The 22,555-nt window shown below is 56.6% G+C and carries 16 protein-coding genes and 2 pseudogenes; 11 read left to right on the forward strand and 7 right to left on the reverse strand.

Annotated features, from left to right (window positions below; all coding sequences use genetic code 11):
* Positions 1 to 13: 13 nt before the first annotated feature.
* Positions 14 to 1,264, reverse strand: a complete 1,251-nt coding sequence (locus tag PSEBG33_RS02360; protein ID WP_003176546.1) for a sarcosine oxidase subunit beta — start codon at positions 1,262 to 1,264, stop codon at positions 14 to 16.
* Between the two features lie 22 nt (positions 1,265 to 1,286).
* Complete coding sequence (gene glyA / locus PSEBG33_RS02355; RefSeq protein WP_005792130.1) at positions 1,287 to 2,540, reverse strand: serine hydroxymethyltransferase; 1,254 nt, start codon at positions 2,538 to 2,540, stop codon at positions 1,287 to 1,289.
* A gap of 423 nt (positions 2,541 to 2,963) precedes the next feature.
* Here glyA and PSEBG33_RS02350 point away from each other — a divergent pair, with 423 nt between their 5' ends.
* From PSEBG33_RS02350 to PSEBG33_RS29150, 4 genes and pseudogenes are all read left to right on the forward strand, one after another.
* Positions 2,964 to 5,165 carry a hypothetical protein gene (locus tag PSEBG33_RS02350; protein WP_005792131.1) on the forward strand — a complete coding sequence of 734 codons (2,202 nt, stop codon included), beginning with the start codon at positions 2,964 to 2,966 and terminating at the stop codon, positions 5,163 to 5,165.
* Positions 5,166 to 5,186: 21 nt separating this feature from the next.
* Positions 5,187 to 6,224: an NAD(P)/FAD-dependent oxidoreductase gene (locus PSEBG33_RS02345; RefSeq protein WP_005792132.1), complete on the forward strand. Its 1,038-nt coding sequence runs from the start codon at positions 5,187 to 5,189 to the stop codon at positions 6,222 to 6,224.
* A 95-nt stretch (positions 6,225 to 6,319) separates the two neighbouring features.
* A pseudogene (locus tag PSEBG33_RS29145) lies at positions 6,320 to 6,550 on the forward strand (helix-turn-helix domain-containing protein); the annotation flags it as partial.
* Positions 6,551 to 6,557: 7 nt separating this feature from the next.
* Positions 6,558 to 6,785: pseudogene (locus PSEBG33_RS29150) on the forward strand (transposase); the annotation flags it as partial.
* Between the two features lie 114 nt (positions 6,786 to 6,899).
* Here the strand turns inward: PSEBG33_RS29150 and PSEBG33_RS02340 are convergent.
* Positions 6,900 to 8,714: a flavin monoamine oxidase family protein gene (locus PSEBG33_RS02340; protein WP_005792136.1), complete on the reverse strand. Its 1,815-nt coding sequence runs from the start codon at positions 8,712 to 8,714 to the stop codon at positions 6,900 to 6,902.
* Between the two features lie 185 nt (positions 8,715 to 8,899).
* Here PSEBG33_RS02340 and PSEBG33_RS29635 point away from each other — a divergent pair, with 185 nt between their 5' ends.
* Positions 8,900 to 9,253 carry a hypothetical protein gene (locus PSEBG33_RS29635; protein WP_194439434.1) on the forward strand — a complete coding sequence of 118 codons (354 nt, stop codon included), beginning with the start codon at positions 8,900 to 8,902 and terminating at the stop codon, positions 9,251 to 9,253.
* 136 nt (positions 9,254 to 9,389) lie between these two features.
* Positions 9,390 to 11,570: a hypothetical protein gene (locus PSEBG33_RS02335; RefSeq protein WP_005792137.1), complete on the forward strand. Its 2,181-nt coding sequence runs from the start codon at positions 9,390 to 9,392 to the stop codon at positions 11,568 to 11,570.
* Between the two features lie 92 nt (positions 11,571 to 11,662).
* On the opposite strand, the gene PSEBG33_RS02330 is transcribed toward PSEBG33_RS02335, so the two are convergent.
* Positions 11,663 to 12,391: a TraX family protein gene (locus PSEBG33_RS02330; RefSeq protein WP_005792138.1), complete on the reverse strand. Its 729-nt coding sequence runs from the start codon at positions 12,389 to 12,391 to the stop codon at positions 11,663 to 11,665.
* Between the two features lie 90 nt (positions 12,392 to 12,481).
* Here PSEBG33_RS02330 and PSEBG33_RS02325 point away from each other — a divergent pair, with 90 nt between their 5' ends.
* Together PSEBG33_RS02325 and PSEBG33_RS02320 are read left to right on the forward strand one after the other, a co-directional pair.
* Complete coding sequence (locus tag PSEBG33_RS02325) at positions 12,482 to 13,522, forward strand: threonine aldolase family protein (RefSeq protein WP_005792139.1); 1,041 nt, start codon at positions 12,482 to 12,484, stop codon at positions 13,520 to 13,522.
* A 193-nt stretch (positions 13,523 to 13,715) separates the two neighbouring features.
* On the forward strand, positions 13,716 to 13,916 hold the full coding sequence (locus tag PSEBG33_RS02320; protein WP_005792140.1) for a hypothetical protein: 201 nt from the start codon (positions 13,716 to 13,718) through the stop codon (positions 13,914 to 13,916).
* A 67-nt stretch (positions 13,917 to 13,983) separates the two neighbouring features.
* Here PSEBG33_RS02320 and PSEBG33_RS02315 read toward each other — a convergent pair whose 3' ends face one another.
* Positions 13,984 to 15,801, reverse strand: coding sequence for a flavin monoamine oxidase family protein (locus PSEBG33_RS02315; RefSeq protein ID WP_005792141.1), 1,818 nt, complete (start codon positions 15,799 to 15,801; stop codon positions 13,984 to 13,986).
* Positions 15,802 to 16,074: 273 nt separating this feature from the next.
* Between PSEBG33_RS02315 and PSEBG33_RS02310 the strand changes: the two genes are divergently transcribed.
* The gene (locus PSEBG33_RS02310) at positions 16,075 to 17,511 is read left to right on the forward strand and encodes a purine-cytosine permease family protein (protein WP_005792142.1); all 1,437 of its coding nucleotides are present in this window, start codon (positions 16,075 to 16,077) and stop codon (positions 17,509 to 17,511) included.
* A 3-nt stretch (positions 17,512 to 17,514) separates the two neighbouring features.
* A complete protein-coding gene (locus tag PSEBG33_RS02305) occupies positions 17,515 to 18,324 on the forward strand; it encodes a nitrilase-related carbon-nitrogen hydrolase (protein ID WP_005792143.1) in 810 nt (269 codons plus the stop codon).
* Here PSEBG33_RS02305 and gbcB read toward each other — a convergent pair whose 3' ends face one another.
* Complete coding sequence (gene gbcB, locus PSEBG33_RS02300; protein ID WP_005792144.1) at positions 18,325 to 19,425, reverse strand: glycine-betaine demethylase subunit GbcB; 1,101 nt, start codon at positions 19,423 to 19,425, stop codon at positions 18,325 to 18,327.
* Between the two features lie 281 nt (positions 19,426 to 19,706).
* Here gbcB and gbcA point away from each other — a divergent pair, with 281 nt between their 5' ends.
* Positions 19,707 to 21,002, forward strand: a complete 1,296-nt coding sequence (gene gbcA / locus PSEBG33_RS02295; protein WP_005792145.1) for a glycine-betaine demethylase subunit GbcA — start codon at positions 19,707 to 19,709, stop codon at positions 21,000 to 21,002.
* 775 nt (positions 21,003 to 21,777) lie between these two features.
* Here gbcA and PSEBG33_RS02290 read toward each other — a convergent pair.
* On the reverse strand, positions 21,778 to 22,548 hold the full coding sequence (locus PSEBG33_RS02290; RefSeq protein ID WP_005792147.1) for an electron transfer flavoprotein subunit beta: 771 nt from the start codon (positions 22,546 to 22,548) through the stop codon (positions 21,778 to 21,780).
* Positions 22,549 to 22,555 lie beyond the last annotated feature (7 nt).

A 22,555-nucleotide genomic window follows, 5' to 3' on the forward strand; every position in this document is an offset into this window, starting at 1 on the left:
GGAATTTCTCCTGTTAGTGGGCGACGGCCGCAGCGCCGTGTTCGTCGATCAACGCACCGTTGTGGAAACGGTCGATGGAGAAAGGTGCGGCCAGCGGGTGCATTTCACCCTTGGCCAGGCTCGCAGCAAACACGTTGCCTGAGCCCGGTGTGGCCTTGAAGCCACCGGTGCCCCAACCGCAGTTGAAGAACATGTTCGGTACCGGGGTCTTGGAAATGATCGGGCAGGCATCCGGCGTGGTGTCGACGATGCCGCCCCACTGGCGGTTCATGCGCACCCGCGACAGCACCGGGAACATCTCGACGATGGCCTGAATGGTGTGCTCAATGACCGGGTACGAACCACGCTGGCCGTAGCCGTTGTAGCCGTCGATACCGGCGCCGATCACCAGGTCGCCCTTGTCGGACTGGCTGATGTAGCCGTGCACGGCGTTGGACATGATCACGCTGTCGATAATCGGCTTGATCGGCTCCGACACCAACGCTTGCAACGGGTGAGATTCGATCGGCAGGCGGAAACCGGCCAGCGAGGCCATGTGCCCGGAGTTACCGGCAGTGACGACGCCGACGCGCTTGGCGCCGATAAAGCCCTTGTTGGTTTCCACACCGATGCACACGCCGTTTTCCTTGCGGAACCCGATCACTTCGGTTTGCTGGATCAAGTCCACGCCCAAGGCATCGGCGGCACGGGCAAAGCCCCAGGCCACGGCATCGTGACGGGCCACGCCGCCGCGACGTTGCACGGTGGCGCCCAGCACGGGGTAGCGGGTGTTTTTCGAGCAGTCCAGGTATGGAATCTCGTCAGCTACTTGCTGGGCATTGAGCAGTTCGCCGTCCACACCGTTGAGGCGGTTGGCGCTCACGCGGCGTTCGGAGTCGCGGATGTCTTGCAGGGTGTGGCACAGGTTGTACACGCCACGCTGGGAGAACATCACGTTGTAGTTCAGGTCCTGGGACAAACCTTCCCAGAGTTTCATCGCGTGTTCGTACAGGTGCGCCGACTCGTCCCACAGGTAGTTGGAACGCACGATGGTGGTGTTGCGCGCGGTGTTACCGCCGCCCAGCCAACCTTTCTCGACCACGGCCACGTTGGTGATTCCGTGTTCCTTGGCCAGGTAGTAGGCGGTCGCCAGACCATGCCCGCCGCCACCGACGATGACCACGTCGTAGACTTTTTTCGGCGTGGGCGTGCGCCACATTTTCTGCCAGTTTTCGTGATGGCTGAGGGAGTGCTTGAAGAGGCCGAAGCCTGAGTAGCGTTGCATAGTCATTACTCCAAAACCGCGCTCAGCGATAAACCGGGAAATCAGCGCACAGGGCAGACACGTGTTTGGCCACGTTGGCCTCGACATCGGCGTCGCCGAGGTTGTCGAGGATGTCGCAGATCCAGCCTGCCAACTCGATGCACTGCGGCACCTTGAAACCGCGGGTGGTCACCGCCGGAGTGCCGATGCGCAGGCCCGAGGTCACGAACGGCGACTGCGGGTCATTCGGCACGGCGTTCTTGTTGACGGTGATGTGGGCGCGACCGAGGGCGGCGTCTGCGTCTTTGCCGGTGAGGCCCTGACGGATCAGGCTGACCAGGAACAAGTGGTTATCGGTGCCGCCGGAGACCACATCGTAGCCACGCTTGATGAACACCTCGGCCATCGCCTGGGCGTTGTCGATCACTTGTTGCTGATACGCCTTGAAGCCAGGCTCCAGCGCTTCCTTGAAACACACCGCCTTGCCGGCGATCACATGCATCAGCGGGCCGCCCTGGGCACCGGGGAACACCGCAGCATTGAGTTTCTTTTCAATCGCTTCGTTGGCCTTGGCCAGAATCAGGCCGCCCCGAGGACCGCGCAGGGTCTTGTGGGTAGTGGTAGTGACCACGTCGGCGTAGGGCAGCGGGTTCGGGTACAGGCCGGCGGCCACCAGGCCGGCGACGTGGGCCATGTCGACGAACAGCAGCGCACCCACTTTGTCGGCGATCTGACGGAAGCGTGGGAAATCCAGGGTTTTGGAGTAGGCAGAGAAACCGGCCACCACCATCTTCGGCTGGTGCTCGACCGCCAGGCGCTCGACTTCGTCGTAGTCGATCAGGCCGGTGTCGGTGTTGATGCCGTATTGCACTGCGTTGTACAGCTTGCCCGAGGACGACACTTTGGCACCGTGAGTCAGGTGACCGCCGTGGGCCAGGCTCATGCCCAGTATGGTGTCACCGGCATTGATCAGCGCCAGGTACACCGCGCTGTTGGCGGACGAACCGGAGTGCGGCTGCACGTTGGCGTAATCGGCGCCGAACAGCTGCTTGGCGCGCTCGATGGCCAGGGCCTCGACCTTGTCCACATGCTCGCAGCCACCGTAGTAGCGCTTGCCCGGGTAGCCTTCGGCGTATTTGTTGGTCAGGCCGCTGCCTTGGGCTTCCATGACGCGCTTGCTGGTGTAGTTCTCCGACGCGATCAGCTCGATATGGTCTTCCTGACGCTGCTCCTCGGCATTCATGGCCGCCAGCAGTGCGTCGTCATATCCCTGGATCTGGTCTTGTTTGCTGAACATCGCGTCTCTCCCAGCCTTTCGTATTGTTGAAGCCCTCGCAGGGCCCTTTGATGCGATGGTAGGGCTGGCGCGTACAGGTCAAATGCCTGCGCACGCCACGCAAAGGTGCGTTTACGACATGGCATCACGTGCAAGCAAATAAAAATGAGCACGGCCTGGTCCCACAGAGAACCGATAACACGTATTTAAAGTGCGCCTCCAACTAAACAAAAAATTTGAATACCATGACATCTGACAGCTACAGCCTACAAAATCATAAAAACAAACATAGAAATTAAAAATTAAAAAACCCAAAACAAATAACTCTTTACAAAGTTATTTTTGCAAAAAAACCACATCAACATCAACTATGCGGCACGTAACCACCCACACCAAACCTTGTAAACCCAGCTTAAAAACCACCTCCAAGTCAGGAGCACAGGCATGACCTTACTTAACCAAGTTATCGATATATGCAAACGGCTGGCCCCCTGTGGGTGGCACAACTTACTGCTGCACCACGGTCTCGATATTCTCGCGCCCAATCTTGAACAGGAACTTCGTAAACCGCTAAGTGCGGACCGCACACTTCCTGGCTTTGAAGACTTCGCCTTGACCGCCACACGTGGCATTGAGCCAGGCAAGCCAGCACACAGTTTGCTGTACCACGCTATGGCCCATGCCAACGTTACAACGGACGCCCAAGGCAACCCCCTCCAGGCTTATCCCACAGCCACAGAACTTGAAACCGTTATCAACTATGTTTATGGCTGCCAGCCACCCAGCCTTGAGCAACTCAAAGAGCGTGCTAATGGACACCCGATGGCGGTCGTCGTCTTTGCGGTCGAATACCGCCCAGCGCCGGACACCGTACATAAGGTGCAGGCCGATCTGTGCTTTTCACGAACCGGTGTATCTCGGGTCGGAACAATGGCACCTTTATACAATGCTCAAAGCAGAGGTTTTCTACCTTTTGTCGAAGAGGACAGTCATGCAATTCGAGTCCTGCCGGCGCGATACAGCGCCTACATCGCGGTCCAGCTCAAAGGCGACAGTGCCAGTTTCGGGCCTATGCGTTTTGGTGAAAAAGACATCAGCCATGACTTCTGGGTGCCGTTGCATAAACTGTTCAACGGTAACGAGTGTATTGCCGACATAACCCTGGACGTACAGCTCCAGGCCCAACACAAAAACGAGAAACTACGCCGCATACACCTGCAATTAGGAGCAGAGTCAGGCTGGGAGGAGCCCCATATCAGCCAACCTCCCTTTGTACTGACCGAAGGCCTCGGTGACTGGCTTCCCGAGCCCGTGTTCGGCCCCGGATTAATGGCCGCCACCCCCCGAAAACATCTGGTTGAAGCGGCCCGGTACCAGGGTCAACCGCTGACGTTTAATGTCCCGAACGCGCCTCAATTGCTGGTTTCCAGCTTGCGCATTCCCGAGAATGCCCCGGAATACGCGCACATTCGCCATAAAGTCGACGACGCTGGACAGGTCATCAACCTCAATCAACTACCGAACATGCTCGAGGTATTGGAGAAGGGCAATTTCAAAGCCCTGCACTATCTGGACTATACCGCCGATGGGTGGATTCAAGCCAAGTGCGCCGCATTGGACATCGCGATTACACAACGCATACCCGCTTATTCATTGCTCTGCGCACCTGACTTTTATCCTCTGTGCAATCAGCGACACCTGATCGAATGGCTGGACAACCTGGCTCCAGACGTGCGCAACGACGTATTTCCTACCCCACCGCAATGCCTGTCGGATTCTCGTTATCCTGCCAACATCCAATCTTTTCCAGAGACCTTCAGCGGTACAGATGTCGGCATTACGGCGATCGTTGCCCAGCTTCATTCCGCGCCCGCCTTTGCTACCGATCTGAAGAGGCCAAGGGCCGCTTCTGCCAGACGCGCCTCGTACCTACCTGACGCTGGAGCCGGGGTGTTCGCGCCAGGCTGGGACGTTGGTATCGTTGCTCACGAAACCGAGCTGGACGACATCACACACCTGGCGGCTTACAGGCTGGGCAGCCCGTTTCCTGAGGACGCCAAGCTTTGTGCTGCGCTGAGTTCATTCTGGCCGGCAGTTGCACCAGATTCAGCCCAATCCTATGAGCCGGATGGGGGAGCCGGACCGACCATCAAACCGATGCTGGATCAGGAAATTGGCAAAGGTGCCGGCTTCCCGTGGGACGGCACTCCGCCCCCGCAAAGCTATAACACTAATGGTATGCCACATAGGGCTTATCAAGCTTACCTCTACGCCGACTACACGGAAAACGCACTGGAAGGAAAGTTCTCGCTGGCGCTCACGGGTAAAGTCGACTCGCAGGAGTACCGGCGTCGTATCGATGCCTTTCGGCGCGTCAAACTGTCATTAGGCGATTCGGCTGCAGAGTGGTTTATTGACAGTTTCAATATTGCAACGCCCGAAGACTTTAAAGTATCTATGCAGAATACCGACTTAGCTGCGACCCCACAGGAAGTGGGTTACCAATTGAAGATGTTTCGTTATGAGCCGGTTGAATCACCCATGCATGACCAAGTACGTATCACACTGATAGAAACTTCTACATACCTCATTTGGCCAACCGGTATTTTGCACCAACAGGGCATTCAACCTTGGCGGCGCCTCTAGAAAAGTCTCTGATCATACACAATGAATAACTACGACGTTATCGTAATAGGTGCCGGCCCCGCGGGTTGTTCGGCAGCTATTTCGTGCGCTCAACGTGGCCTGAAAGTGGCCATTGTTGAGCGCCTTGCCTTTCCACGCCATCGTCCGGGTGAAACATTACATCCGGGCATAGAACCTCTTCTTCAAGAACTGGGTGTGATTGAAAGAGTCCTAAGTGAAAAATTTATCCGGCCTGCAGGAAATTGGGTGAAGTGGGAAAAAGAACGAATGTTCATTCCTTTCGGAAACGATGCCAGTGGAGCCTGGCGCGGGTTTCAAATTCCGAGGGCAACGCTTGACGAGCTTTTACTGGAAAGAGCAATTGCATCGGGTGTACACGTCCTGCAACCCTGCGAGGCAAACAAAGTATTTGTGAAAAGAGGTCGTGTCATTGGCATCCAGACCCGAACCGAACCGCTGTTTTGCAGGCACCTGGTTGACGCAAGCGGGGCTCATGGCTGGCTGACACGCCAGCTTCAATTGACAACGCACCGCTACTCACCTGCGCTGACAGCGCTTTACGGCTATAAGCGAGGACGCCTCGAGCAGAGCGCCCTCGGAATCTTCGCGGATCGATCGGGTTGGTACTGGACAGCTCATATCGGCCCGCAGCTGTACACCTGGACGCGGCTGTACTTTGCACTGGATCAGGTGTGCAAGGCTTCTGCGGCTCCGCAGTCCGTTGCAGAATTGGCCAGCGCGGGCAAAATACACGGGGCAGACGTCACCTGGAGAGCCTGCAATCGAATGGCTGGCAACGGCTATTTCATCATCGGAGATGCCGCTACGGTGCTGGATCCTGGCGCCTCCCATGGCGTGCTCAAAGCCTTGATGTCCGGAATGATGGCTGCACAATGCATCACCGACGAATATGCCGCACCAACAAATGCACAGGCTATTTCAATGCAATATCACCAATGGATACAGGACTGGTTCGAAAAGGATGTGCGCAAAATGCACGAGTTCTACGCCGCCCATCCTTTTGCTCCTCATTGGCTGGACGACCGTTTGCCCGAATAAGTATTGGCCGTCAGGCAAGCGTCTGCCGAACCGCCAATAGCATGGCGGCCGCAAAAACGGAGTACGACACCTCACCCTCCGGTAAGGGTGCCGCCATGTCCTATACAGAACTCAGCATTGAAGATGAGCGCGACGATTCAAGTCGGGCAATACAAGAAACTCAGTCAGCGTGAAATAGCCCGGATGTTGGGGCGTAGCCCGTCCACGATCAGTCGTGAACTTCGTGAAACCGAATCGTTGCTGGCTATTCGGCCCATGAAGCTCAAGCGTCTACCCGTAAACGCCGTGTAACCTGTCGACCGTTCAAGAAGCTGATCATGGGTAATGGCCAAAAGCGCAATCGATGGTCGCACGACACGTCATCCGGGGTATGGCGTCAGCATGAAAATACGAAAAAGAATCGAGGAAGGATTTGGCTGGTTAAAGACCGTGGGCGGTCTGCGCAAGACCAAGCTGATCGGTCGCGAAAAGCTCAGCGCCCAGTTGCTGCTGGGCTTTTCGGTATACAAGTTGATCCGTTTGGGGAGCTTGTCAGGCTGGTGGCGTGGGTCGCATGTTTAGGCGAGGTACGCCTAAACATCACCCACAGGTGAATATTTGCGCTGGAACTGGCAAAACACCCGCTGATTGAGTCGGGATAAAGGGCAGCGCCAAGCCTGAGCGGCTGATCGCCCCTTACAAAGCCTTCGGCTGGAGCGCAGTCCATTCATCAATGGGGCCACGGTTATTGATAAACGTGCCTCCACCGAACTTCACCGCTAATTTATTCACAGCATTCAAGGCCGTGGTGACCGCACCTTCCGCCCAACCGCCAGTAAAGGACGCATCATCCCCGGCAAGAATGAACCCGTCGGGATTCGCCTCATGCACACCGTTCATGAATTGCGAAAATAACAGACGCTGGTACTCATAATGCCCCGGCAAGTTGATTTTGAATGCGCCGAGGTAAAACGGTTGCTCTTCCCAGTTGATTTCGGAAAAGGGATCAGTCATACCGAACTCAGCAGCCAGGTTCAATTGATGGGGGGCATATAACGAATCCAGCATGCTTGTGCATAACTGCACATGAGACGGCAAAGGTGCATCGCGATCTCCCAGGAACTTGCTGCTGTCTTCATTCCAGGTGTAAGACAGATACACCCCGCTTCCTCTGTGCGCGCCTTGACTGGGACCGTAGTCCAAAAGGTAGGTACTACGAGTGATACGGTCCGATACCGTCACACTCATTCGGTATTGCTGATCGGCACCAAGGTCCGTCCAGAAAGGCCGTTTGGTCTGCGCGAACACTTTCGCCGACCGCATGTAATGGGTATACATCACCGCCTCCCACTCTTGGGGAGACAGAAGATCACTCATTTGGTTAAAGCAGGTGGCACCGTTCATATAGCGGAACTTGTCCAGTATCCGCTTATGGGGTGTATAAACCACTGCGGGAAAAGTGTATTGCTGGATGACTCCCTGGTTATGATCAAAAATCCCGACATCGAAATGGCCATCAGGACGCCGTATGATTTGCCGCACCTCCTGCTTGAACACCTGGGGAATAACTCGGGTGCTCAAGTCCATCACGGTAGTGCCTGCTGGCCAATGAGCCATCGTATCGCCCAATGTTGTCGGGCTGCGCGTCCACAGCCGCCAAGGCAACTCGCTGGAACCGTCATACATCAACTTATGGTTGGCATCCAGGCCGGTGTACAAAACCCGCAAGACCTCTAGAAAGCAGGCTCCGAAGCCAGCGTTGAAACCGCCCGTACCGAAGCCGACCAGGCCGAACCGGTCAATCTCCTCACGGCTCCAGCCAGCTTTTTCCACAATGGCGGTAAAAAAACTGAGATTGTCCCAATCCGCGTCCAGAAGGGCATTCCAGAGTGTCTTGATCTTCGCCTGATCAAGGGTCCCCTCTGACATTGCCGCTTCCATTTCCGCGAATCTGATCGGATCCTGGTACAAAAAGGCGCCGAACTTTTGTTGGATACTGGCATATTCGGGCGGCAGATTATTGCCTTCGAAATAGACCTGGTCGCCCTTGTAGTCCACCACAGTACTGGGCGTTGCAGATGTACCTGCGCTGGGGAAATCCGTCGAGTTGGCCATCATGCCAACTTTGTCAAAATAGTGCATCAATGCCTTACCGGACACCGGAAAGCGCATAGCGCCCAACTCGCAGATAACACTGTTATTGGGGTCTTGGGGGTCGCCTGCTACATGGGAATGGAAGCGCCCGCCAATGCGATCGCTGGCCTCCACCACCACGGGATGCAAACCCAATCGCATGGCCTCATAAGCCGCCACCATACCGGCGACGCCACCGCCCACAATCAATACCTGGCGACCGAACTGTGCGCTGCAAACGTTCCACAACGGCGCACCGTTGTTGGCCGCATGATCGAGGAAACGGCCATAGTGAAAGGGAAAGTCCGGAACAAGTGCGCTGACGTCATTGGCCAGCAACCGCACCTCACCTTGGGTGCGCGAAGGAATAGCAGTCATGTTGAGTGTCCTCAGTGTTCAGGAGGGGACGTTCATCTACCGCTCAATCGCGATAATGACGACGCGCTTGATCATCAGCGCAGATATCTGCTGGGAACAATTAACATGACGTTTAAGATATGAGCCAATCCAAGGATTTGACGCCATCAATTAAGCTGCGAGGATGTCACGCATAAGTAACAGCAATGGACGGTCTGAAGTACTCACCGATTTTTGCAGGCCTCGTTGCCCAAGGTTCAAAAAATCAAACTCGGTCGAATAATCAGACCTTGGGGGCACTTAACTCACATCACGGACGCAGTTCCCCCATTCTCAACAACCGTTTTCGCACCATCCAAAGGTTCGACAAGGCAGATAGCGTGGCCTGTTACGCGATGTTTACGTTTGCCAGCGTACTCGGCATCGGCGAAGGACATCTGTTTCATCGAGGCTCAATCGCGTTAGAGGTATGCACTTCACCAAACCTGGAAGTCTTTTTCAGAGTTCCCTCAACTCATAAAAAACATAAAATTTCATTTAAAAATATAAAATCAAAATAATTAAACAAATAAGTTCTTACACAAACCCCATTGGACTTACTGACTATTCGAGTTACCAATAATTTCTCGGCGTATAACTCACCGTGCAACGTCCATTACTGCATTCATGATACTGACGTCCATCAGGAGATACCGCATGACATTGATTAGTGAAGTAACTGCTCTGTGTAATCGCCTGGCCTCAGGCGGCTGGCATAACTTGCTGCTGCACCACGGCCTCGACATACTGGCCCCCTCGCTTGAACATGAGCTTCGCAAACCTCTGCGAATCGATAGGTCCCAATCGGGGTTCGAGGATTTCTGCGCGACAGCCACGCGCGGTATCGAACCTGGCGTGCCTGCGCAGAGCCTGCTGTACCACGCACTGGCCAACCCGAACGTGGCGCAAGATGCACTGGGAAATCCACTACAGACGTACCCCACCCCCGCTGAATTGGAAACCGTGCTGAACTGGGTTTATGCCATAGAACCGCCCAGCATCGAACAACTCAAAGAACGCGCTCAAGGTGCACCGCTGGCGGTTGTCGTGTTTGCCTACGAATATCGCCCCGCCCCCGATACCGTTCACAAAACCCATGCAGACCTGTGCTTTTCGCGAACCGGCGTATCACGGGTGGGCACAGCCCCTGCTCTTTATGACGCACAGCGCCGAGGCTTTTTACCTTTCATTGAGGGTGATGACCATGGCATCCGTGTTTTACCCGCACGCTACAGTGCCTACGTGGCGATCCAGCGCAAGGGGAACCTTGCAAGCTTCGGCCCAATGCGCTTTACCCAGGATGACGACACGCGGGACTTCTGGGTGCCTCTGCATAAACTGTTCAATGGCGACGAATGCATCGCAGGGATGCACCTGGACGTTGAACTTCAGGCCTGTCACAAGAATGAAAAATTGCGTCGTATTCACACCTATCTGGGGGCAGACTCAGGCTGGGGCGAACCCGATATCAGTCATCCGCCATTCGTAATGACAGAAGGGCTTGCGCGATGGCTTGAAGAAGACCGTTACGGAGCAGGCTTGCTCTGCGCCCTCGCTCATAACCGCCTGGTTGAGCCCGCACATTACCTGGATAAACCGCTGACGTTCAGAGTGCCCGCGCGCCCCGATCTGGTGGAATCGAGCATGGTGCTATTTCCTGGCGCCCCCCAATTTGTGCATCTGCGCCATGAGGTGGACGCCGACGGTAACGTCGTTGACCTCAATCAACAAGCCGACATGATGGATGAACTGCGCAAAGGCAGCTACAACGCGCAGCACTATCTGGACTTTACGGCAGACGGTTCGATCAATAGTCAGTGCGTTGCGCTGGATAACAGCATTCCCAGACGCATTGCCGCGTATTCACTATTGTGTGCGCCGGACTTTTATCCGCTGTGTACTCAACGCCGTCTGAGTGACTGGTTAGACAGTTTGCCTATCGAGGATGCGAGGGAAATTTTTCCAGTGCCTCCCAGGTGCTTGTCCGACAACCGCATGCCCGCCAACATCCAATCATTTGCGTCTTCCTTTGACAAAGATGATGTCGGGATCACGGCGATTGTTGCGCAAAACTCATATGCAGATACCTCCTTCCCAATCGGACCGAAGGTCGCTTCAGCACAACGTGCGTCATGCCTGCCAGATGCCGCCGCCGGAACGTTCGCCCCTGGCTGGGATACCGGCCTGGATACCAATGAAGATGAGTTACTGCACTTGGCAGCCTACACACTAGGCAGCCCGTTTCCCGAAGATGCCAAGCTCTGCGCCGCGCGTAGCTCATACTGGCCTGCCGTGGCGCCTGACTCGGCACAGGAATTTGAGTCTTCCAATGGCCAAACCATCAAGCCGATGCTGGACACCGAAATCGGCTTGAATGGTGGATTATCCTGGGACGGTATCACGCCCCCCAAGCATTACATCAATAATGAAAAATCTTACATCTCATATACATCATATCTATATGGCGACTACACACAGAACGCACTGAACGGAAAGTTCACCTTGGCGCTCACTGGCAAAGTTAACAGCCAGGAATATCAACAGCGTGTTTATGCATTATGGCAAGTGCGTCGCTCGATGGGCCCTGCTTATCAAAAGTGGAGAGTGACGTCATTTCGAGTTGCAACCAACGACGATCTTCAGCAGGTTAAGGCCGACGCAAAACCCGTCGATATTACAAACGCAAGCGTATATCGATTTGAACTGACCCGCAGTCAGCTTTCCCCCTCCAGCGCGTTCGACAAAGTGGACGTAGCCGTGATGGACACCCTGACGTTCCTCGTATGGCCACAATGTATATTACGAAAACAGGCAGCACAGCCCTGGAAACGAATCTGATGCTTGAGTGACGCTGCATACCGCGACGTAACAAGGATGCGCGAACTGTATGAAACGCATCCTTTCTCTCCTTCATGGCTAACAAGACATCGTCACTCAATAACCAGACGAACCGCCAGTAGCAATAGAAAGTGTACCGGATACAACGCGTATGCCCAACGCCGCATCGGGGGCGGTGAAAACTGGCGGGCCTGACGCAACAGATGCACACCTGCCAGAGGAGCAATCAAGCAGGTCGCCAAGCCCGCCAGCGCGACCTGCGTGCCGCTACCGAGCAAGATCTGCCATTGATTGGCGGCGACACATACCAACCCCGGCAACATGCTGAAATACCACGGCCGATGAAATACCAATAACGTCGCCATCGGCAGCAATACACCAAAGAATCCGAACATCAACTGCGCACTGAACACCTCAGCAATTACCAGCGCGATCAGCGCCAATCCTCGATCAATAAACGTCTTCTGCTGCCACCCTCGCGCAACCAACAGACCCAATGCCAAGGTGGGCAGCACGTTCAACGTATCGGCATCCTCGATAAACATCCGATAGGGCACTTCACTGATCACACTGAACAGCAACAGCCAGCCCAAGTAGCGCCACTGGCCGCTCACCGGCAGATTCCTGGTCCGATGCAAATTGGCTGCAATCGCCAGGCAAAACCACGGGAACGCCAGGCGCCCCGGCACGTACAGGCCGTCCAGGCTCAAACCGACATAGCGCAAATGGTCCAGTACCATGCTCAGCAGCGCCAGCCACTTGAGCAGATCCAGTGCGCCATCGCGGACGCGTCCGACAGCCAACGTTTGTGTACCGTGCATAATTCCCCAGTGACTTTGCATTTACAGTGCGTGCGCACCCGCGACAATCTTGGTTACAGTGCGCACCAACATCGACCACAGGAATGGGCCATGACCGACAAGAGCCAACAATTCGCCAGCGACAACTATTCCGGCATCTGTCCGGAAGCCTGGGCCGCCATGGAACAAGCCAACCACGGACATCAACGCGCCTACGGTGATGACGAGTGGACCCACCGCGCCGCCGACGGTTTCCGCAATTTGTTCGAAACCGACTGCGAAGTGTTCTTCGCCTTCAACGGCACCGCCGCCAACTCCCTGGCACTGTCCTCGCTGTGCCAGAGCTACCATAGCGTGATTTGCTCGGAAACCGCCCACGTTGAAACCGACGAATGCGGCGCACCGGAGTTTTTCTCCAATGGCTCCAAGCTGCTCACTGCACGCACCGAGAACGGCAAGCTGACCCCGGAATCGATCCGCGAGATCGCCCTCAAGCGCCAGGACATCCACTACCCCAAACCGCGTGTGGTCACCCTGACCCAAGCCACCGAAGTGGGCAGCGTGTACACCCCGCAAGAAATCCGCGCCATCAGCGCCACGTGCAAAGAGCTGGGCCTGAACCTGCACATGGACGGTGCCCGCTTCTCCAACGCCTGCGCGTTCCTGGGCTGCTCACCGGCCGACCTGACCTGGAAGGCCGGGGTGGACGTGCTGTGCTTTGGCGGCACCAAGAACGGCATGGCGGTAGGTGAGGCCATCCTGTTCTTCAACCACAAACTGGCCGAAGATTTCGATTACCGCTGCAAACAGGCCGGCCAGTTGGCATCCAAGATGCGCTTCCTGTCTGCCCCATGGGTAGGCTTGCTGGAAAACGATGCCTGGCTCAAGCACGCACGCCATGCCAACCACTGCGCGCAATTGCTCAGCAGCCTGGTTGCGGACATCCCCGGCGTGGAATTGATGTTCCCTGTGCAAGCCAACGGCGTGTTCCTGCAGCTCTCGGAACCCGCCATTGCAGGGCTTACAGCCAAGGGTTGGCGCTTCTACACCTTTATCGGCAAAGGTGGCGCGCGATTCATGTGCGCGTGGGACACAGAAGAAGAGCGCGTAAGAGAATTAGCCGCCGATATCAGGGAAGTCATGAGGGCTTAACGTGGGAGTTCGGCCAGCGAGTAATGGCCGATTGCCGAGTCTGTTTTTTGATATTTCTGACAGCAGCACGCTGGATCTTCGTTGACTAGCCTCTTGGAACCCGGAAGGAAAACGCAGTGATATCTGCCGCCTTCCGGGCTCGCTGCCCGCCGAATAACCGGCTGGAAACGTGAATCCAATGGAGAGCTTAATCATGGAATATCAAAGCAATGGCAATACCCTGCAAAGTGACGGCACCATCAGCACCACCGTTATCGACTGGGATGAATTCAGAAAGTGCGCCAAAGTCGGAGATACCATCCGCGAGCCATCGAAGACGTTGAGGATTTACGAAAAAGTCTATGAATTGACAGCACAAGGCCAGCACTTCGTCGTCCATATTTACGCCCAATAATCCTGTTAACGCCCAGGGCCCGCGCCGAAGACTCATGACCTCCGACGCGGTACTGACCATCGCTTACCTACAATGCCTTCGGCTGGAGCGCCGTCCAATCGTCAATGGGGCCGCGGTTATTGATAAAGGTGCCTCCACCGAACTTCACCGCCAGCTTGTTAACCGCGTTCAGCGCAGTGGTCACCGCGCCTTCCGCCCATCCGCCGGTAAAGGACACATCATCCCCTGCAAGAATGAACCCATCGGGATTCTCGCTATGCACACCGTTCATGAACTGTGAAAACAACAGGCGCTGGTATTCGTACTGCCCCGGCAGGTTCATCTTGAAAGCACATAGAAAAAACGGCTGCTCTTCCCAGTTGATTTCGACAAATGGATCGGTCATGCCGAACTCTGCGGCAAGGTCCAACTGATGATGGGCATACACCGAATCCAGCAAGGTCGAACATACCGCCACATGGGACGGCAACGGCGCGACGCGATCACCCAGGAACTTGAGACTGTCGTCATTCCAGGTGTAAGACAAAAACATTCCGCTGCCCCTGTAGGCACCGTGACTCGCAGCGTAGTCCAGCAGGTAGGTGCCTCGGGTAATACGGTCCGATAACGTCACACTCATCCGGTATTGTTGGTCCACACCCACATCGGTCCAGAAGGGCTTCTTGGTCTGGGCAAAGATTTTGGCCGACTGCATGTAATGGGTGTACATCACCGCTTCCCATTGTTTAGCAGACAGCAGGCCATTCATGAGATTGAAGCGTTCGGCACCGTCCATATAGCGGAACTTGTCCAGAATCCGTTTGTGGGGTGTATAGACCACGGCAGGGAAAGTGTATTGGTGGCTGCTTCCCAGGTTGTGATCAAAAATCCACACGTCGAACTGGCCGTCCGAGCGCCGCATGATCTGTCGCACCTCCTGCTTGAAAATCTGGGGAATGACCTGGGTGCTCAGGCTCTCGACGGTGGTACCTGCAGACCAGTGGGCCATGCTGTCGCCCATCGCATCAGGGCTACGCCCCCACAGCCGGCAAGGCAGCTCGCTGGAACCGTCGTACATCAATTTATGGTTGGTATCCAGGCCGGTGTACAGCACTCGCAGCACCTCAAGAAAGCAGTTCGGATAGTCGGTATTCCACCCGCCCGTACCAAAACCGATCTGGCCAAACAGGTCGATGTCTTCGCGGCTCCAGCCAGCCTGCTCGACCATGGCAGCAAAAAAACTGAGATTGTCCCACCCTGCGTCAATAATCGCGTTCCACAGTGTCTTGATTTTCGCCTGATCAAGGCTGCCCTCGGACATTGCAGCTTCCATCTCACTGAACTTGATTGGGTCCTGCTCCAGGAAAACGTCGAACAACTTACGCTCAATTTCGGCATATTCCTCGGGCAAGTTATCACCTTCGTAATAGACCTGGCGCTGCTGATAATCGACCAATGTGCTGGGGGTTGCGGGCGAACCGGGATTAGGAAAATCCGCCGAATTGGCCCTCATGTCGACCTTGTCGAAATAGTGCATCAACGCCTTGCCGGAAACGGGAAAACGCATGGCGCCCATCTCGCAGATGACACTGTTGGCTGGGTCTTTTGGATCGCCCGCCACATAGGAATAGAGTCGCCCGCCAATGCGGTCGCCAGCCTCCACTACCACAGGGTGCAAGCCCATGCGCATGGCTTCATAAGCCGCGACAAGGCCGGCAACGCCCGCCCCGACGATCAGTACCTTGCTGCCCAGGGCACTACTGGAAACCTGCCCCAACGGCGTACCGTTGCTGGCAGCCTGATCAAGGAACCGGGCGTAATGAAAAGGGAAGTCTGGAACAAGTGCGGTGACATCGTTAGCCAGCAAGCGCACCGCGCCTTTAGTGCGGGAAGGAATAGCAGACATGTTGAGCATCCTTGGCAAGAAGAGGACGTCCACCTACTGCTTCACTGCGAAGGGCGACAACGACGAATTCAACTCTTAGCGTAGAAGATCGTAGGAATTGTCTCTATATCACTTCGAGATAAAAACGCCTCCCAAGGCAAACCTCACCTTTGCAAGGTCTTGCGCAATCAGTTCAGAAATTCCTGAAGTGATTATTTACAAATACCGATTCAATTGTACTTTTGGTTGACAGACTCTTCGCCGATCACTCAATAAAAACAGACCGCGAAACCTATGAGCACATCCTGCGACCGAGCGGCAGCCTCCAGCCCCACACTGAAGATCGAAACCCGTTCCATTGACTACGTACCGCGTCATGAACGCCACGGCAAAGTCTGGCACCAGGCGCCTTTCTGGTTCACCGGCAACTTCGTACTGACGACCATGGTTACCGGGTTTACCGGTGCAGCCTTGGGCCTGAGCCTGGTGTATGCGCTTCTAGCGATTGTCATCGGTGTAGGCCTGGGCACCTTTGCCATGGCCTTCCACGCCAACCAAGGCCCACGCATGGGCTTGCCGCAGATGGTCCAGTCGCGGGCGCAGTTCGGCTTGCGGGGGGCGATAGTACCGTTCATCGCGGTGGTCTTCGTGTACATTGGTTTCAACGTCTTCAACGTGATTCTCGCAACCGACGCGATCAACACCGTGCTGCCCGGCGAGCGCGCGCCCTGGTACGCCTTGATGATCATCCTGGCAGTGATCATTGCAGTAGTCGGCCACGACCTCCTGCACACCATACAACGCTGGCTGACGTACGTGATGATCAGTGTTTTTGCCGTGTTGACGGTGGCTGCATTAATGAGCCTGCAAGCCGACTCGGCAGTGGTCGACGCACACTTTTCCTGGTCGGCCTTCTTGATTCAACTGTCAGCCGCTGCGGGGTACCAGATCAGCTACTCCGTGTACGTTTCGGATTACTCGCGCTACCTGCCGCATACCACACCCACGCGCAGCGTCGTTACCTGGACCTACCTGGGAGCCGCCGGCTCGGCGCTATGGCTGATGTCACTGGGGGCTTTCCTTGCATCAGCCCTGCCCTCCCCTGATGCTATCGCCAGCGTTCAGGCCGTGGGCAACCAAGTCATACCCGGCTTTGGTACCTTCACCGTATTGATCGCGGTACCAGCACTGGTGGGCATCATGGCGGTCAACTGCTATGGCGCCATGCTCACCGGAATCAGTGCCATCGATGGTTTCATCTCGATCAAACCACGCCTCAAGAGTCGAATCATCGGCATCAGCCTGGTAGCCGCAGTGATTTTTGTGATCGCCCTGAGCATCCCTGAGAGTTACCTGCACAGCTTCAATAACTTCGTACTCTTGATGCTGTATTTTCTGGTGCCTTGGACGGCAGTAAATCTCGCGGACTTTTATGCAGTACGTAAAGGGCGCTACGCAATCAGCGACCTGTTCAACCCTGCTGGCATCTACGGTCGCTGGTCAAGCGCCGGGCTCACTGCCTATTTTCTGGGCATCGCGGCGATGGTGCCGTTCATGTCTCTGGGGTTCTATCAAGGCCCTGTTGCGCTGTGGCTGGGCGGCGCTGACATCGCATTCGTGGTCGGCCTGACGGTCTCGGCAGCCACCTACTGCATCATGGCCCGTCACCGCGATCACGCTCTTGAGACCCGCGCCGTAGAGGCCAGTGACCGGCTTCTGGAAGGAGAATAGCCAATGACATCGATAACGGTCGTTTGCCATCAACTGGCACCCCGTATTGGCGATCTTGATTACAACCGCACGCTCAGTGAAAGCGCGATCCGTGGCGCAAGCGACGCCCAGGTCATCGTTCTACCCGAACTGATGCAAAGCGGTTACGCCTTCAATAATCGCGCTGAAGCCTATGCGGCTTCCGAGACAGAAGACGGCCCAACCTTGCGCCTGTGGTGTGCCCTGGCCAGTGAACTGGATCTCATCATCGTCGCCGGGTTCTGTGAGCGCCTGAGTGCTGGACGGGTCGCCAATAGCGTCGCACTGATCCAACCCGCAGGCCGGCTGACGGTGTATCGCAAAGTGCACTTATGGAACCGGGAAAAGCTGATCTTCACGCCGGGTGCCGAGCCACCTCCGGTCGTCGACACCCAGGTCGGCCGGATCGCCACGATGATCTGCTACGACCTGGAACTGCCTGAGTGGGTGCGTCTGGCCGCGTTGGCCGGTGCCGACCTGCTATGCGCTCCAGTGAACTGGCCGGAAGGTCCACGCCCGGCCGGCGAGCGGCCGGGGGAAATTGTCCGCGTCCAAGCCAGCGCGGCAGTCAATCGCATGTTCATTGCCGCCTGCGACCGCTACGGCGAGGAGCGAGGCATCAATTGGGTAGGCGGCTCGACCATTGTCGATGCCGACGGTTACCCGTTGGCCGGCGCAGTCTCCCATCAGCGGGAACAGCGGCTAGTCGCTCAACTGCCTCTGGCCGAGGCCAGAGACAAGTTCATCAGCGAGCATAACCATGTTCACCATGATCGAAGGCCCGTTCTGTACTGACTAGAACTCGATGCGCACATCGCCCTTGGGCACACTGCAGCACGACAGGATGTAGCCTTCGGCTTCGTCTTCCTCGGTGATCCCGCCGTTGTGCTCCATCTCCACCTCCCCGCCCAGCTTCATCACCTTGCACGTGCCGCAGATACCCATGCCACAGGCTTTGGGGATCAACAGGCCAAGCTTGGCAGCTGCCGCGTGGACAGTCTCGCCGGGTGCCACCCGAATGCTTTTGCCCGATGCGATGAACTCCACCTGATGCAGATCCGCGAGGTCGACTTCCGGCGCATCCGCCGCTTGCTCGGCCTGCTCCACGGCGTCGGCCCGCGCTTCCGGCGGCGTCGCACCAAAAGACTCTTCGTGATAACGCGCCATATCGAAACCGGCGGTTTCCAGCAGGCGTTTCACTGCGCTCATGTAAGGCGTCGGGCCGCAACAGAATACTTCGCGCTCCAGGAAGTCCGGCACCATCAGTTCCAGCATCTTGTGATTCAGATAACCGCGGTAGCCGGCCCAGGGTTCACCCAGGCCATGCTTTTCGCAAATCAGGTGCAGGCTGAAGTTGTCGATCCGCGACGCCATGTGCTCCAGCTCGCGGTGGTAGATGATGTCCTTGGGTGAACGCGCGCTGTGAACAAACGTCATGTCCACATTAGCGTTGGTGTCGTAGAACCAGCGCGCCATGGACATGACTGGGGTGATCCCCACCCCGCCGCTCAGGTACAGCACTTTCGGGCTGGGGAAGTCGATCGCGTTGAACAGCCCGACAGGTCCGTGCACCGCCAGCTCCTGGCCCTCGTGCAGCGTGTCATGCAGCCAGTTGGACACACGCCCGCCCGGTACACGCTTGATGGTTACCGAAAAGCTGTAAGGCACCGACGGTGAACTGGAGATCGTGTAGGAGCGCATGATCGGCTGGCCTTCGATTTCCAGCTCCAGGGTGACGAATTGCCCGGGCTTGAAGAAGAACAGAATCGGCTGGTCAGCCATAAAACAGAAGGTGCGCACGTCCCAGGTTTCCTGGATGACTTTGACGCAACGGACGATGTGCCGACCATTGGCCCAGGTCTGGGTGGTTACCGGATTCAGGAAATTGCTAGACATGTTGTTCTCCACCGCCGACGTCGGCCTTATGGTGGCGATTCTGCGTAACGCCGGGGCCACCCATTTACCTATCTGCGACATTCACATACTTACGGCGACCAGCCCCCAAAGACAGGGCCTTGCGCGTCGGGATCAGATTGGGCCATGTCGCCCATGGATAAGGTTCGACCCAACGCCGGGCCCACACTCGCTCCCAACAAAGACGCGTTCTTTACGCCTTGCTGCAAACCTGATCAGCCACTATTCGCCGGCCACACAGAATGGCCATGAGGACACACACGATGGACGTCACCGCAACCTTAAGCTTGGGCGATCCGCTGGAACCCGCACGCAAGGCCACCGCGCACATGCTGCAAGAGCGCGAGCGCACTTATTCGCTGCCGCAGCCGTTTTACTCTGACGAGCGGTTGTTTGATATCGACATGCAGGAGATCTTCCAGAAAGAGTGGTTGATCGCCGGCATGACCTGCGAAATCCCCGCCAAGGGCAACTACCTGACCCTGCAAGTGGGCAAGAACCCGATCATCGTGATCCGTGGCGCTGACGGGGTGGTGCATGCATTCCACAACGTCTGCCGCCACCGTGGTTCGCGCTTGTGCACCAGCGAAAAGGGCAAGGTCGCCAAACTGGTTTGCCACTACCACCAGTGGACCTACGAACTGGACGGTCGCCTGCTGTTCGCCGGTACCGAGATGGGCGCCGACTTCGACATGAAGCAGTACGGCTTGAAACCGGTAAACGTGAAGACTGCCGGCGGCTACATTTTCATCAGCCTGGCCGAGACCCCGCCGGCCATCGATGACTTCCTGTCGACGCTCAGCCATTACATGGAACCCTACGACATGGAAAACACCAAGGTGGCGATCCAGACCACCTTGTTCGAAAAAGCCAACTGGAAGCTGGTGCTGGAAAACAACCGCGAGTGCTACCACTGCAACGCCTCGCACCCGGAACTGCTCAAAACCCTGCTGGAATGGGACGACGTCACCGACCCGCGCGCCGACCAGGCGTTCAAGGACCACGTAGCCGCCTCCGCCGCCGCCTGGGATGCCGAGAAGATCCCTTACGCCCACGCCAGCTTCGGCCTGCGTAACCGCATCGTGCGTATGCCGCTGCTCAAGGGCACTGTGTCGATGACCCTGGACGGCAAGCAGGGCTGCGCCAAACTGATGGGTCGCATCAAGAACCCGGACCTGGGCTCGATGCGCATCCTGCACCTGCCCCATTCGTGGAACCACTGCATGGGCGACCACATCATCGTGTTCACCGTGTGGCCGATCAGCGCCCAGGAAACCATGGTCACCACCAAGTGGATCGTGCACAAGGACGCCGTGGAAGGCGTGGACTACGATGTGGAGCGCATGCGCCAGGTGTGGGACGCCACCAACGACCAGGACCGTCGCCTGGCCGAGGAGAACCAGCGCGGCATCAACTCAACCGCCTACCAACCTGGCCCGTACTCCAAGACTTATGAGTTTGGCGTGGTGAACTTTGTGGATTGGTACAGCGAGCGCATGTTGAACAACTTGGGGGCCGCGCCTGCGCCGTACCTCAAAGGTGTGGCTGCACACGAGTAACTGACACCCCAAGGATCAAAAGGTGGGAGGGGGCTTGCTCCCGATAACGGAGTATCAGCCAATGCATGTGCAAGCTGAGCCATCCCTATCGGGAGCAAGCCCCCCTCCACACTTCAAGCAGGCGCTGCCTACTATTTGATCAACTCTCGTGCAGACCGCTAACACCCTGCCCTCCAGCCTTTGCCCAACAACTTATCCACAAAGCCACCCACAGCAATTGTGGGCAAGTCGGTGTGCGGCTTAAATTAAATCAAGAAAATCCGTGACTTATTTGAAACCAAGGTATCTATCCTTACCTGATCATTTATTGATCATATCCGTGCAGACCTCGATTCATATGGCCTACAGCACTAAGCGAACACCTTATCCACAGATGCACCAACAGACTTTGGGGGCAACTTTATCCAACCTGTGGAAAAGCGCACAAACCCTGTATAAATCGGGCTTCCCGGGGTTTCAATGCAGAAAAAAGCCGAAATTGATCAATTTTTGATCGGCCCTCTTAAGGCCTTTGTTTACGTGGCTTACAGACGATAGCGAACATCTTATCCACAGATGCGCCAACAGACTTTGGGGGAAAGTCAGTACTGCCAACCGGGAAAACTCCTGGAAAAACCGCAGCTTAGGCTGGCTATTTTTCGTACAGAGGGCTGCAAGGCTTGATACACAGGGGGTGTGGACAACCGCGAACAGGTTATCCACAAGCGGATCAACAGCGATTGTGGGTAAACCGCAGAACTCTTGTGGGAGGGAGCGCCCCCCCTCCCACAGCGGATCAGCGTACGACACCCTCTTCAATCAACAGCTTGAGAATCGCCTGAGCGCCCTCTTCAGCACTCACACCCTTGAGCACCTGCCCACCACCGCCACTGGCCTTGGCTGTGGCAGCCTTCATACGGTCGGCGCCGCTCTTGGCCTTGATCACCTTGAGACGCTTGGGCCTTGGCTTGGCCGGTTGCAGCAGGGCGCCTGTGAATAACTCGTCCTGTTCGATCTCCACCTCATGGGCCGCCAGTTCGCCACGTTGCGCCGGGCCGTATGCACTCTGGCGCGGTTTGGGCGCAGCGTTATCCACGGTGGCCAGAAACGGCAGGCGCACTTTCAGGCGCCGCCGCTGGCCGCGAGGCAAGGCTTGCAGTACATGGGCCACGCCGGCGTCGATGGATTCCACCTGGGCCAACCCTACAACCAGGGGCCAGCCCAATTGTTCTGCCAGCAGAAACGGCAACATGCCCGAGCCTTCACCGGTTTCCGCCTGACTGCCGGTGAGTACCACCTGGGCGCCGGCGTCATGCAGGTATTCACTGAGTACCGGCAAGGCATCGGCGCCGGGCGGTTGTTCCAGTACATGCAGTTGCGCCAGCCCCATCCCCAGGTAGCTGCGCAAGGTCGGCTCGTTGATATCGCCGGCGTGCAGCACCTGCAACTTATCCCCAGCCATTTGCAGGCCCAGCTCGACAGCGCGGGCGTCCTGCTCCGCACGGCGCGGGCGCCCGGAAGTGGGGTGGGCGCCGATGGATACCAAGCTGATTACAGTGGTTGTCATGGTCATG

The sequence above is a fragment of the Pseudomonas synxantha BG33R genome (assembly GCF_000263715.2).
GTDB lineage: Bacteria > Pseudomonadota > Gammaproteobacteria > Pseudomonadales > Pseudomonadaceae > Aquipseudomonas > Aquipseudomonas synxantha_A.